Below are 13,483 nucleotides of genomic sequence, written 5' to 3'. Positions count from 1 at the left end.
GCGTTTGCCTTTGGCGTTGGCCAAGACGATGCACGGCAAGTGCGTTGGCTGTTCTTTAACAAAATGGGATGTAGTAAAGGTGTCGCGACGCGTTGATGAGGCGCGTGGACGATCGAATCTGATCGCGCGATACCGGGTTGTGATTGTATCAACCAAAGTATTTAAGTGATCGAAAGATGACTTGGAATACGGCACAAATGCGAGAACTCAACCTGTAGCGGGAGGCGTCGTAGACGCACTCGTTATAGGGTCAAGCGAACAAGTGCATGTGGTGGATGCCTTGGCGATCACAGGCGATGAAGGACGCGGTAGCCTGCGAAAAGCTTCGGGGAGCTGGCAAACGAGCTTTGATCCGGAGATGTCCGAATGGGGAAACCCGGCCCGTATGGGTCATCCCACACTGAATCCATAGGTGTGGGAAGCGAACGCGGCGAACTGAAACATCTAAGTAGCTGCAGGAACAGAAATCAACCGAGATTCCCAAAGTAGTGGCGAACGAAATGGGATGAGCCTTGTACCTTTTAGCAGTGTGGTTAGCAAAACGGGATGGAAAGCCCGGCCATAGCAGGTGATAGCCCTGTATGCGAAAACCGCGTTGTGGAACTAGGGGTACGACAAGTAGGGCGGGACACGTGAAATCCTGTCTGAAGATGGGGGGACCATCCTCCAAGGCTAAATACTCGTGATCGACCGATAGTGAACCAGTACCGTGAGGGAAAGGCGAAAAGAACCCCGGGAGGGGAGTGAAATAGATCCTGAAACCGCATGCATACAAACAGTCGGAGCCTGGAAACGGGTGACGGCGTACCTTTTGTATAATGGGTCAGCGACTTACATTCAGTGGCAAGCTTAACCGGTTAGGGAAGGCGTAGCGAAAGCGAGTCCGAACAGGGCGATTGAGTCGCTGGGTGTAGACCCGAAACCAGACGATCTATCCATGGCCAGGTTGAAGGTGCGGTAACACGTACTGGAGGACCGAACCCACTAACGTTGAAAAGTTAGGGGATGAGCTGTGGATAGGGGTGAAAGGCTAAACAAGTCTGGAAATAGCTGGTTCTCTCCGAAAACTATTTAGGTAGTGCCTCGTGTCTCACCTTCGGGGGTAGAGCACTGTCATGGTTGGGGGGTCTATTGCTGATTACCCCGCCATAGCAAACTCCGAATACCGAAGAGTGCAATCACGGGAGACAGACATCGGGTGCTAACGTCCGGTGTCAAGAGGGAAACAACCCAGACCGCCAGCTAAGGTCCCCAAGATTGGCTAAGTGGGAAACGAAGTGGGAAGGCTAAAACAGTCAGGAGGTTGGCTTAGAAGCAGCCACCCTTTAAAGAAAGCGTAATAGCTCACTGATCGAGTCGTCCTGCGCGGAAGATGTAACGGGGCTAAGCCAGTCACCGAAGCTGCGGGCGCACCTTGTGTGCGCGGTAGGAGAGCGTTCCGTAAGCCTGTGAAGGTGTCTTGTAAAGGATGCTGGAGGTATCGGAAGTGCGAATGCTGACATGAGTAGCGATAAAGGGGGTGAAAGGCCCCCTCGCCGTAAGCCCAAGGTTTCCTACGCAACGTTCATCGGCGTAGGGTGAGTCGGCCCCTAAGGCGAGGCAGAGATGCGTAGCTGATGGGAAGCAGGTTAATATTCCTGCACCGTCGTATGATGCGATGGGGGGACGGATCGCGGAAGGTTGTCCGGGTGTTGGAAGTCCCGGTCCCTGCATTGGAGAAGGCGCTTAGGCAAATCCGGGCGCGTAATTCAAGGATGTGGGGCGAGCGGCCTAGTGCTGCGAAGCAATCGGAAGGGGTCCCAAGAAAAGCCTCTAAGCTTCAGTCATACGAGACCGTACCGCAAACCGACACAGGTGGGCGAGATGAGTATTCTAAGGCGCTTGAGAGAACTCGGGAGAAGGAACTCGGCAAATTGGTACCGTAACTTCGGGATAAGGTACGCCCTGGTAGCTTGACTGGCCTGCGCCAGAAGGGTGAAGGGGTTGCAATAAAATGGTGGCTGCGACTGTTTAATAAAAACACAGCACTCTGCAAACACGAAAGTGGACGTATAGGGTGTGACGCCTGCCCGGTGCCGGAAGATTAAATGATGGGGTGCAAGCTCTTGATTGAAGTCCCGGTAAACGGCGGCCGTAACTATAACGGTCCTAAGGTAGCGAAATTCCTTGTCGGGTAAGTTCCGACCTGCACGAATGGCGTAACGATGGCCACACTGTCTCCTCCCGAGACTCAGCGAAGTTGAAGTGTTTGTGATGATGCAATCTCCCCGCGGCTAGACGGAAAGACCCCATGAACCTTTACTGCAGCTTTGCATTGGACTTTGAACCGATCTGTGTAGGATAGGTGGGAGGCTTTGAAGCGAGGACGCCAGTTCTCGTGGAGCCGTCCTTGAAATACCACCCTGGTTTGTTTGAGGTTCTAACCTAGGCCCGTGAATCCGGGTCGGGGACAGTGCATGGTAGGCAGTTTGACTGGGGCGGTCTCCTCCCAAAGTGTAACGGAGGAGTTCGAAGGTACGCTTGGTACGGTCGGACATCGTACCTAAAGTGCAATGGCAAAAGCGTGCTTAACTGCGAGACCGACAAGTCGAGCAGGTGCGAAAGCAGGACATAGTGATCCGGTGGTTCTGAATGGAAGGGCCATCGCTCAACGGATAAAAGGTACTCTGGGGATAACAGGCTGATACCGCCCAAGAGTTCATATCGACGGCGGTGTTTGGCACCTCGATGTCGGCTCATCTCATCCTGGGGCTGTAGCCGGTCCCAAGGGTATGGCTGTTCGCCATTTAAAGAGGTACGTGAGCTGGGTTTAAAACGTCGTGAGACAGTTTGGTCCCTATCTGCCGTGGGCGTTGGAATCTTGACGGGGGCTGCTCCTAGTACGAGAGGACCGGAGTGGACGTACCGCTGGTGTACCTGTTGTCTCGCCAGAGGCATCGCAGGGTAGCTATGTACGGAAGAGATAACCGCTGAAAGCATCTAAGCGGGAAACTCGCCTGAAGATGAGGATTCCCTGGAGCCTCGAGCTCCTTGAAGGGTCGTTCAAGACCAGGACGTTGATAGGCTGGGTGTGGAAGCGCAGTAATGCGTTAAGCTAACCAGTACTAATTGCCCGTAAGGCTTGATCCTATAACCAGTGCGTTTAGCGCGTTCGACGCGCACCGCTGGTATCCGCATACGTGCCATACAGCACAACCCGACGCTACATCCCAATACGCCCGATTGGCCCAGCCAGTCCGGCAACCCTTTATGCCTGGTGACCATAGCAAGTCGGAACCACCCCTTCCCATCCCGAACAGGACCGTGAAACGACTTCGCGCCGATGATAGTGCGGACTACCCGTGTGAAAGTAGGTCATCGCCAGGCTCTCCTTTGAAAACGCCCCAGATCCTCAAGGTCTGGGGCGTTTTGCTTTGCGGCGGGCTGAATCAAAACGACATGGTGTGCGCCGGCCCGCAGACGGAATACAACAGATTGGCCGCCCGCGTGAAGTCACCGGTTCCCGGCCCGAACGGCCTCTGCTATGGTGTCGCTCGGCATTGGCATCCGCCCTGTTTCAGGGCATGGCAGGCCGGCGTCATGCAATCAGAGCCGCGGTCGAATCAGCGCCCGGCGATCGGAAGTTCGGGGAGAGAGGGATGGCCGCAAACAGGGCCGGAATCATCGGCATGGACCTGCGCAGGCCTGCATTTGCAACAGCAGTTGCCGTGCTGACCGCCACGTTGGCGGCTTGTTCGACCTCTTCATCGCCACCGATCGACTCAGCGGCCCGCGCGCCGTCGGCGAAGCCATCGGTCAAGATCGCCGCGACCGACTGCCGCGGCTTTCATAAGCGGCTCGCCGCTTCCTCCACCGCCAAAACGCTGCGCACGCAAGCATCGGCCGGCACGGACGCCGCGGGCGTGTTCCAGAAAGTTGCCGACGGAAGCGAGCAAGAAGACAGCGAGCCGGCGCCGTTGTCGCATCTTCCATTATTTTCCGCGTCTGATCCCGAGCAATCGCTGCCGGCCGGCTGGCGCAGCTGGACGGTCAACCGCAGCAAGACGCCGACGCAATATGCGCTTGCCGAAGTCGATCAGCGTGTCGTGCTGCATGCCCGCGCCGAGGGCTCGGCATCAGGGCTCTATGTCCCGCTGACGCCGCGCGATCCGGGCAAGTTGCGTTGGGCCTGGAAGACCCGCGACGTCATCGCCGACGGCGACAACGCCGCCGGGCCGCGCGAAGACGCGCCGCTGCGGGTGTTCGTGGCGTTCGATGGCGACAAGAGCACGCTGTCGCTGAAGGACCATCTGATGGACGAGATGGCGCGGCTGATGACCGGGCGCGAGATGCCGTACGCGACCTTGATGTACATCTGGGGTTCGAAACGTGCGGAAGGGACCGTCATTCCGAATCCCCATACCGAGCGTGTCCGCATGATCGTGGCCGACTCGGGCACGCGTCACGCCAGGCAATGGCGCTGTCATGAGCGCGACCTGCGCGCGGACTATCGTGCCGCCTTCGGCAAGGAGCCGGGCCGTCTGCTGGCGGTCGGCATCATGACGGACACCGACAATACCAAGAGCCAGGCCGAAGCGTGGTATGGCGACATCGCGCTGGACTAGCCGCAGGCAGACCGATACGACCATTGATCGCCGAATATCGATCGCCGAACATCGATCGCGGAACATCGATCGCCGAACCTCGATCGCCGAAAATCAATCGACGAAGAACGATCGCCGAACATCAATCGTCGAAGAACAGGCGCTCACGCCGTCAGCACGGGGTCGGTCAGGGCCAGCGCCGCGAACGACGCCAGCCAGTGCGTACCGACATAGTCGCCGCTGACCGCCTGCGCCAACGACGCGTCCAGATGATCGGCCCAAGCGCCCGCCGCTTTCGTCCGCAGCGGTTCCGGCAGCGACGGCCCCAGCAGGCGCCAGCACCAGGCGCGCGACAGGTTCAGTCCATCGAGGTGCACCAGCTTGGGATCGGTGCGATCGGCGACCACCACTGGCGTCAGCCAGGTCGCCAGATCGTTCGGCGCCGGCGCAAACATCTCCCACCATTCGGCGAACGCGCAGTCGTCCAGCACCCTGCGCATCAGCACCGCCTCCATCAGGCCGCCTGACAGGAACTCGTCGCCGCCCGGCTCATAGCGGGCCGGGTAGCGCTGGTCGTGGCCGAACCAGCGATGCGCGCGCCGCGCAATCGCCCGGCGCAGCGCCGGGTGGCCGTCGGTGCGCGCATAACCGTCGGCCAGCACCAGCGCGAAGGCGCTGTTGGCGTGCGTGCCGGTGCGGATCGGGAAGTCGGCGATATCGAGATAGTCGGTCAGCCGTCCCGCCAGCTCGGTCGCCAGCGGCTCGCAGGCCTTCGCCCAGCGCTGGACTTGCTCGTCGGCCCCGGGGAATTCGCGCAGCTCCGCCTGCAGCCGCAGGATCCAGGCCCACCCATAGGGGCGTTCGAAGGTGGCGCAACCCGGCCGCTGGAAATAGGCAAGTTCGGCCGCGACCGCCTGCGCCTGCCACTGGATATCGAGCGTCGAGCGGATCGCGCCGGCCTCGGGAAGATCGGGCCGCTGCGCCAGCAGCCGGACCAGCAGCCAGTGCATGTGCACGCTGGAGTGCCAGTCGTAGCTGCCGAAATAGACCGGATGCAGCGTGCGCGGCTCCGCCAGGTCGCCGGCGCCCATCATCATGTGGTCGATGCGGTAGGGATAGGGCCGCAGGATGTTCTCGAGCGCGACCTGCGCGAAGGCGCTGGCGGTTGCGATATCGAGCGCCGGCAGCGCGGTCCGCCCGGCCGTGCCATTCACGCCGGCAACGTGCTGGTCGCTCACGCCGGCGCCAGCCACTTCTCGACCAGCTTGACGAAGAAGGTCGAGCCGACCGGCAGGATCTCGTCGTTGAAGTCGTAGCTGGGGTTATGCAGCATGCAGGGCCCGATGCCGTGGCCGGCCTCCCGGTGCCCGCCCTCACCATTGCCGATGAACAGATAGCAGCCGGGCCGCTCGAGCAGCATGAAGGAAAAGTCCTCGGCGCCCATCGTCGGTTCGACGTTGGCCTCGACGTTGTCGACGCCAACCAGCTCGCGTGCGACCTCGACCGCAAAGGCGGCTTCCGCGGCGCTGTTGACGGTCGGCGGATAGTTGCGCTCGAAGCTGAATTCGATGGTGCAGTCGAATGCCGTGGCGACGGCACGCGCCACCTCTTCCATGCGCCGTTCGATCAGGTCGAGCACCGGCAGCGTGAAGGTGCGTACGGTGCCGCCGATCCACGCCTCGTTGGGCACGATATTGGTGGCGTCGCCGGCGTGGAACTGCGTGACCGAGATCACCGCCGCGTCGATCGGCCGCTTGTTGCGGGTAATGATGCCCTGCAGCGCGCCGACAATCTGCGCAGCGGTAAAGACCGGGTCGTTGCCGTTATGCGGCATCGCCGCATGCGCGCCCTTGCCGCGCACGACGATGCGGAACTCGTTGCTCGATGCCATCAGCGGCCCGGCGCAGGTGCCGAAGGAACCGGCCGGCATGCCGGGCCAGTTGTGCATGCCGAACACCGCGTCGCACGGAAAGCGCTCGAACAGCCCGTCGCGGATCATCTCGCGGGCGCCGCCGCCGCCTTCCTCGGCAGGCTGGAAGATCAGATGGACGGTGCCGTCGAAGTTGCGGTGCCGCGCGAGGTAGCGGGCCGCGCCGAGCAGCATCGCGGTATGGCCATCGTGTCCGCACGCGTGCATCTTGCCGTCGTATTGCGAGCGGTGGCCGAAGGTGTTGGCCTCCTGCAGCGGCAACGCGTCCATGTCGGCGCGCAGGCCGATGCTGCGCGCGCTGCTGCCGTTGCGGATCACGCCGACCAGGCCGGTCTTGCCCAGGCCCCGATGGACCTCGATGCCCCAGTCGGTCAGCGTGCGCGCGACCACGTCGGCGGTGCGCTGCTCCTCGAATCGCAGTTCCGGATGAGCATGGATATCGCGGCGGATCGAACGGATCTCGTCTTGCGCCTGGAGGATTTCGGGGATCAGTGTCATGGCCGTGGCAGCAGCGGTAAGCGGTGATAAACGAGAAGGTAATGACCCGGGGAGAAACACCGGGTCGGCAATACGGAATGGGGAAACCGCAGGGGGTGAAACAACCGGATCATACGACGCCCCGCCGGAATGCGCCAAAACCGCCTCCAATAGCGGCACCAACATCGCCGCCAAGGCCAGGGCCCAACAGCCCCCGCCAAAACCATCGCGCCGCGAGATTTCTGCTGCGAGGTTTCCCCTGGATACCGGCGCCAATATACCGCCGGCCTTGCCGCCCGCATTCGTCATCGTCGCGCCCGGAGGTGGGTTTCCCCGCATTGCCGCCGGTGCTTCTCTACTGGAACAGTTAATGCTTGCCGTACCGCGTCCGCGAGCCGGGCCGCGCATGTGTCCCGACGCCTGCACCAATTTGCGGCGTCGCAGCTTGCGACGGTCACAGGCCGCTCGTTATAGTTGCCCCCACTTTTCGGGAGAATCGCTCGATGCCGCTACGCCACCACCAGAAGGCATTTGCAACCGCCCTGCTCGCCGCAGCCATCAGCTTCGGCGCCGGCGGTCAGGCACTGGCAGCCGATTTCAAGCTGGCCATGAGCTCGCCGCCGACCTCGATGGACCCGCACTTCTACAACCTGTTCTCGAACATCAACGTGTCGGAGCACATCTTCGACAGCCTGATCAAGATGGACGCGGACAGCCGCATCATTCCGGGCCTGGCCGAGTCGTGGAAGCTGGTCAACGAGACCACCTGGGAGTTCAAGATCCGCAAGGGCGTCAAGTTCCATGACGGCTCGCCGCTGACCGCCGAGGACATCCTGTGGTCGCTGGACCGGCCCGCGACGATCCAGAACAGCCCCGGCAAGTTCGATGTCTACACCAAGGCCATCGTCGCCAAGAAGGTCATCGATCCGAACACGATCCAGTTGATCACCGCGCAGCCCTATCCGCTGGTGCTGAACGACCTGACGTCGATCTTCATCGTGCAGAAGAAGGCCACGCAGGGCCTGAACTCGGACGATTTCGCGCAGGGCAAGGGCATGATCGGCACCGGTCCGTTCAAGTTCGTCAGCTATGCGCGCGACGACCGGGTCGAGCTGACGCGCAACGCCGACTACTGGGGACCGAAGCCTGCGTGGGACAAGGTGACGCTGCGCTTCATTCCGAACCCCGCGACGCGCCTGGCCGCGCTGCTGTCGGGCGACGTGCAGGCGATCGAGAACGTGCCGACGCCGGATCTGCCGCAGGTGCGCAAGAACCCGAAGCTGTCGTTCTTCTCGAAGATCTCGCACCGCGTGATCTACCTGTATTTCGATGCCAAGCGCGACAAGTCGCCGTACGTCACCAGCAAGGACGGCCAGCCGATGGACAAGAACCCGCTGAAGGATGCGCGCGTGCGCAACGCCATCAGCATGGCCATCAACCGTCAGGGCATCAAGGACCGGCTGATGGAGGGCCTGTCCGAGCCGACCAACAACCTGGTGCCGGCGACGCTGTTCGGGCATAACCCCAACCTGAAGACCGTCAAGTACGACCCCGAGGGCGCCAAGAAGCTGCTGGCCGAGGCCGGCTATCCGAACGGCTTCGGCGTGACGCTGCATACGCCGAACAACCGCTATGTCAACGACGAGAAGATCGCGCAGACCATCGCGCAGAACCTGACGCGGATCGGCATCGCCACCCGCGTCGAGGGCATGCCGATGGCGACCTACTCGTCCAAGGGCATCAAGCACGAGTGGTCGTTCGGCCTGCTGGGCTGGGGCGCGCAGACCGGCGAGGTCAGCTCGCCGCTGCGCGCGCTGCTGGCGTGCGAGGACGCCAAGAAGGGCTTCGGCACGACCAACTGGGGCGAGTACTGCAATCCGAAGATGGACGCGGTACTGGAGAAGGCGCTGCGGACCGTCGACGATGGCGAGCGCTCGAAGCTGCTGCAGGAGGCGACCGCGATCGCGATCAACGACGGCGGCATCATTCCTATTCATCAACAGGTGACCACCTGGGCCACGCAGAAGGGCATCACCTACGTGCCGCGGACCGACGAGCGGACCTACGCGCACAACTTCAAGCCGCAGCAGTAATCTCGGCAGGGCTGTCGGCGGGCCGTTCGCTTGACAGCCCGGGCGCGCGCGGTGCCCAATGGCGCCGCGCGTCCCAACCGGCCCGCGCCGCGCAGTCGGCCCCGCCGCCCGCGGGTCCGGCGATGCGCCGATCGCCACGAAAACAGCCGCCCGGCGACGATCGGGCGGCGATAGCCGTCAGCCGGTGCCGCGCTCCGCCGCATGCCTTCGCGCGACCCCTCGCGCGGGACATGGCGGTGCGCGGCGCCGGCGGCGAAGGAAAAGCGTCCCGACTATGCTGGTCTTTATCATCCGGCGCCTGATGCAGAGCGTGGTCGTGCTCTTCGTCATGTCGCTGCTGGTCTTTCTCGGTGTGTTCGCCATCGGCAACCCGGTGGACATCCTGATCAATCCGCAGGCCGATCAGGAAGACATCAAGCGCACCATCGCCGCGCTCGGCCTCGACAAGCCGCTGTGGGAGCAGTACTGGATCTTCCTGACCAATGCGCTGCAGGGCAATCTGGGCATCTCGTTCGCGCACGGCACGCCGGCGCTGAAGCTGATCTTCGAGCGGATGCCGGCGACGATGGAGCTGGCGGTCTGCGCGATCCTGCTGGCGATCGTGCTCGGCATCCCGCTCGGCCTGTGGGCCGGCCTGCGGCCCAACGGCATCGCGGGCAAGTCGATCATGACGGTGTCGATCCTCGGCTTTTCGCTGCCGACCTTCTGGGTCGGGCTGATGCTGATCATGGTGTTCGCGGTGCAGCTGGGCTGGCTGCCGTCGAACGGGCGCGGGCAGACCGTGTCGGTGCTCGGCATCCCGGTCAGCTTCCTGACCGTCGACGGCATCCGCCATCTGGTGCTGCCGGCCGTCACGCTGTCGCTGCTGAATATCGCGATGGTGATCCGGCTGACGCGCGCCGGCACGCAGGAGGCGATGCTGCAGGACTACGTCAAGTTCGCGCGCGCCAAGGGCCTGTCGAACACCCGCATCGTCGGCGTGCATGTGCTCAAGAACATCCTGATTCCGATCGTCACCGTGATCGCGCTGCAGTTCGGTTCGATCATCGCCTTCGCCATCGTCACCGAGACGATCTTCGCCTGGCCCGGCATGGGCAAGCTGATCATCGATTCGATCCAGCTGCTGGACCGGCCGGTGATCGTCGCCTACCTGATGGTGATCGTGACGCTGTTCATCCTGATCAACCTGGCGGTCGACATCCTCTACAGCGTGCTCGACCCGCGCGTGCGCATCGCCGACAACAAGGGCTGATCCCAATGACCATCGCTACGCAACCGGGCACGCCGGACGGGCTGCCGGCCCCGACCACCGATCTCGCCGCCGGTCCCCCGGGCACCCCGACCGGCACGCCGACGCCGTCAGCGGCGGCCGTCGATACGCCGTGGCGCCGTTTCGCCCGCCAGTTCTTCTCCAGCAAGATCGCCGTGGCCGGCCTGGCTGTGCTGATCGCGATCGTGCTGGTCGCGATCTTCGCGCCGTGGCTCGCGCCGCAGAATCCCTACGACCTGGCGACGCTGGACGTGCTGGACGCGCGCCTGGCGCCGGGGGAGGTGGCCGGCAACGGCATGACGTTCCTGCTCGGCTCGGACGAGCAGGGCCGCGACATCCTGTCGGCCGTGATGTACGGGCTGCGCATCAGCATCGGCGTCGGCGTGGTCAGCACGGTGATCGCGCTGGTGCTGGGCGCCACGCTCGGGCTGATCGCCGGCTTCGTCGGCGGACGCGTCGAGGCGCTGATCATGCGCGTCGCCGATCTGCAGCTGTCGTTCCCGCCGATCCTGCTGGCGCTGATCCTGCTGGCCTTCCTGCGGCCCGGTATCGGCAATATCGTGATCGCGCTGGTGGCGGTGCAATGGGCCTACTACGCGCGCACCACGCGCAGCGCGGCGCTGGTCGAGCGGCGCAAGGAATATATCGAGGCGGCCACCTGCCTGGGGCTGCCGGCGCGGCGCATCATGTTCCGCCATCTGCTGCCGAACTGCCTGCCGCCGCTGATCGTGATCGCCGCGCTGCAGGTGGCCTCGGCGATCACGCTGGAGGCCACGCTGTCCTTCCTCGGCCTGGGCGTGCCGATCACCGAGCCGTCGCTCGGTTCGCTGATTTCGAACGGCCAGCAGTACATGCTGTCCGGCAAGTACTGGATCAGCTTCTTCCCCGGCATTGCGCTGGTGGTGACCATCGTCGCGATGAACCTGGTCGCCGACCAGCTGCGCGACGTGCTGAATCCGCGCCTGCAGACGCTTTGACAGACGACGCCAACAAGGGAATGACCGGATGAGCAGCAAACCAACCCTGCTGGTCGAGGACCTGGAAACGCATTTCTTCACGCGCGGCGGCGTCGCGCGCGCGGTCGATCGCGTCTCCTTCTCGATCGGCCGCGGCGAGATCATGGGCCTGGTCGGCGAGTCCGGCTCGGGCAAGTCGATGACCGGCTATTCGATCATGGGACTGATCGACCCGCCGGGGCAGGTGGTCGGCGGACGCATCGAGCTGACCAGCCGCGACGGCGTCACGCGCGACCTGCGCAGGCTGACGCCGGCGCAGATGCGCAGCGTGCGCGGCAACCGTATCGCGATGATCTTCCAGGATCCGATGATGACGCTGAACCCGGTGCTGCGCATCGACACGCAGATGATCGAGGCGGTGCTGGCGCACGAGAAGGTCGACAGGGCGGTGGCGCGCGAGCGCGCGCGCAATGCGCTGGCGCGGGTCGGCATTCCGTCGCCGGACGAGCGGCTGCAGGCCTATCCGCACCAGTTCTCCGGCGGCATGCGCCAGCGCGTCGCGATCGCGATCGCGCTGCTGAACAAGCCGGACCTGATCATCGCCGACGAGCCGACCACCGCGCTCGACGTGACGATCCAGGGCCAGATCCTCTACGAGATGCAGAAGCTGTGCCGCGAGTCCGGCACCGCGCTGATCTGGATCACGCACGACCTGTCGGTGATCGCGGGGCTGGCCGACAGCGTCTGCGTGATGTACGCCGGCAGGATCGTCGAGGCTGGCGACGTGCGCCAGGTGCTCGAGCGTCCCGAACATCCCTATACGCACGGACTGATCGGCTCGGCGCCGTCGCGCAATCCGCGCGGCGCGCCGCTACGGCAGATCCCCGGCATGACGCCGTCGCTGCTGAACCTGCCGGGCGGCTGCGCGTTCCGCGAGCGCTGCCCGCGTGCCACCGAGATCTGCCGCACCGAGCCGCCGCTGAGCAGCGCGCCCGACGGACGGCGCCTGCGCTGCTTCCATCCGGTGCTCGAAACCCAGGAGGCCGCATGACCGATATGTCCGTGATCGACGCGCCCGCCGACGCGGCAGCGAAGCCGGCCTCGGCGTCGGCAACCGGCGCGCCGCTGCTCGAGCTGCGCGGCGTCTCCAAGCGCTTCGTCAAGTCGCTCGACGCCGCCGCACGCATCGCCAATCTGTTCGGCGCGCATGCGAAGGAAGAAGTGGTGCACGCGGTCGACCATGTCGACCTGGCCATCCGCGCCGGCGAGGTGGTCGGCCTGGTCGGCGAATCCGGCTGCGGCAAGTCGACGCTGGGCCGGATGGCCGTCGGCCTGCATACGCTGACCGAAGGCACGCGGCTGTGGAAGGGCGAGGACCTGGAGCAGCTGCCGGCGGAGAAAAAGCGCGAGAAGCAGCTGGCGATCCAGATGATCTTCCAGGATCCGTACGCCTCGCTGAACCCGCGGCTGCGCGTGCTCGATATCGTCGGCGAAGCGCCGGTGGTGCACGGCATCGTGCCGGCCTCGGGCCAGAAGGCCTATGTCGAGGAGATGCTGACGCGGGTCGGCATGGACCCGACCGTGCTGCGGCGCTTTCCGCATCAGTTCTCGGGCGGCCAGCGCGCGCGGATCGGCATCGCGCGGGCGCTGGCGGTCAGGCCGGAGTTCCTGGTCTGCGACGAATCGGTGGCGGCGCTGGACGTGTCGATCCAGGCCCAGGTACTGAACCTGTTCATGCGGCTGCGCCAGGAGCTGAACCTCACCTACCTGTTCATCAGCCACGACCTCGGCGTGGTCAAGCACATCAGCGACCGCGTGGTGATCATGTACCTGGGCCGCGTGGTCGAATCCGCGCCGACCGAGCAGGTGTTCGCCGCGCCGAACCATCCGTACACGCAGGCGCTGCTTGCCGAGGCCCCGAAGCTGGAGGTCGGCAAGAAGACCTATGTCGCGATCCAGGGCGAGATCCCGTCGCCGCTGCATCCGCCCTCGGGCTGCCACTTCCATCCGCGCTGCCCGCATGCGATGCCGCGTTGCCGGCAGGAGGCGCCCGCGCTGAAGGAGATCGCCCCGGGGCGGATGTCGGCCTGCCATCTGAACGACCAGCGTTGAGCGCCTGACGCGGACGACGGGACCACTGGCCGGAGGAGGCGAGCAGGGGACGCAGGGAGGCG

General features: G+C 63.9%; 8 protein-coding genes and 2 rRNA genes. 8 read left to right on the top strand and 2 right to left on the bottom strand.

Going from position 1 to position 13,483, the window contains the following annotated elements:
• The first annotated feature begins 248 nt into the window (after positions 1–248).
• The 3 genes from FOB47_RS23280 (at position 249) to FOB47_RS23270 (ending at position 4,604) form a co-directional block, all read left to right on the top strand.
• A 23S ribosomal RNA gene (locus tag FOB47_RS23280) occupies positions 249–3,129 on the top strand.
• A 123-nt stretch (positions 3,130–3,252) separates the two neighbouring features.
• A 5S ribosomal RNA gene (gene rrf / locus FOB47_RS23275) occupies positions 3,253–3,366 on the top strand.
• Positions 3,367–3,539: 173 nt separating this feature from the next.
• Entirely contained in the window at positions 3,540–4,604 is a 1,065-nt protein-coding gene (locus FOB47_RS23270; protein ID WP_315904342.1) for a DUF3047 domain-containing protein, read from the top strand.
• Positions 4,605–4,747: 143 nt separating this feature from the next.
• On the opposite strand, the gene FOB47_RS23265 is transcribed toward FOB47_RS23270, so the two are convergent.
• Positions 4,748–5,821, bottom strand: a complete 1,074-nt coding sequence (locus tag FOB47_RS23265; RefSeq protein ID WP_226994768.1) for a DUF2891 domain-containing protein — start codon at positions 5,819–5,821, stop codon at positions 4,748–4,750.
• Positions 5,818–7,011 (bottom strand): M20 aminoacylase family protein, encoded by a 1,194-nt coding sequence (locus FOB47_RS23260; protein ID WP_053822582.1) that lies wholly within the window; start codon positions 7,009–7,011, stop codon positions 5,818–5,820. Before FOB47_RS23260 ends, FOB47_RS23265 begins: the two co-directional genes overlap by 4 nt.
• A gap of 482 nt (positions 7,012–7,493) precedes the next feature.
• On the opposite strand from FOB47_RS23260, the gene FOB47_RS23255 reads away from it, so the two are divergent.
• The 5 genes from FOB47_RS23255 (at position 7,494) to FOB47_RS23235 (ending at position 13,421) form a co-directional block, all read left to right on the top strand.
• Positions 7,494–9,083 (top strand): ABC transporter substrate-binding protein, encoded by a 1,590-nt coding sequence (locus tag FOB47_RS23255; RefSeq protein ID WP_053822581.1) that lies wholly within the window; start codon positions 7,494–7,496, stop codon positions 9,081–9,083.
• 274 nt (positions 9,084–9,357) lie between these two features.
• On the top strand, positions 9,358–10,335 hold the full coding sequence (locus FOB47_RS23250) for an ABC transporter permease (protein WP_151023197.1): 978 nt from the start codon (positions 9,358–9,360) through the stop codon (positions 10,333–10,335).
• Positions 10,336–10,340: 5 nt separating this feature from the next.
• Positions 10,341–11,330 (top strand): ABC transporter permease, encoded by a 990-nt coding sequence (locus tag FOB47_RS23245; protein ID WP_244959371.1) that lies wholly within the window; start codon positions 10,341–10,343, stop codon positions 11,328–11,330.
• A gap of 28 nt (positions 11,331–11,358) precedes the next feature.
• Complete coding sequence (locus tag FOB47_RS23240) at positions 11,359–12,360, top strand: ABC transporter ATP-binding protein (protein WP_174782199.1); 1,002 nt, start codon at positions 11,359–11,361, stop codon at positions 12,358–12,360.
• A 5-nt stretch (positions 12,361–12,365) separates the two neighbouring features.
• Positions 12,366–13,421: an ABC transporter ATP-binding protein gene (locus FOB47_RS23235; RefSeq protein WP_390884875.1), complete on the top strand. Its 1,056-nt coding sequence runs from the start codon at positions 12,366–12,368 to the stop codon at positions 13,419–13,421.
• The last annotated feature ends 62 nt before the right edge of the window (positions 13,422–13,483 follow it).

It is taken from the genome of Cupriavidus gilardii (genome assembly GCF_013347325.1).
In the GTDB taxonomy this organism is placed as follows: Bacteria; Pseudomonadota; Gammaproteobacteria; order Burkholderiales; family Burkholderiaceae; genus Cupriavidus; species Cupriavidus gilardii.
This window is presented reverse-complemented; position numbering and strand designations above follow the sequence as displayed.

Coding starts and splice junctions, on each gene's coding strand:
- FOB47_RS23235 (WP_390884875.1), top strand. CDS start 12,366: ATGTCCGTGATCGACGCGCCCGCCGACGCGGCAGCGAAGCCGGCCTCG.
- FOB47_RS23250 (WP_151023197.1), top strand. CDS start 9,358: ATGCTGGTCTTTATCATCCGGCGCCTGATGCAGAGCGTGGTCGTGCTC.
- FOB47_RS23240 (WP_174782199.1), top strand. CDS start 11,359: ATGAGCAGCAAACCAACCCTGCTGGTCGAGGACCTGGAAACGCATTTC.
- FOB47_RS23260 (WP_053822582.1), bottom strand. CDS start 7,011: ATGACACTGATCCCCGAAATCCTCCAGGCGCAAGACGAGATCCGTTCG.
- FOB47_RS23245 (WP_244959371.1), top strand. CDS start 10,341: ATGACCATCGCTACGCAACCGGGCACGCCGGACGGGCTGCCGGCCCCG.
- FOB47_RS23255 (WP_053822581.1), top strand. CDS start 7,494: ATGCCGCTACGCCACCACCAGAAGGCATTTGCAACCGCCCTGCTCGCC.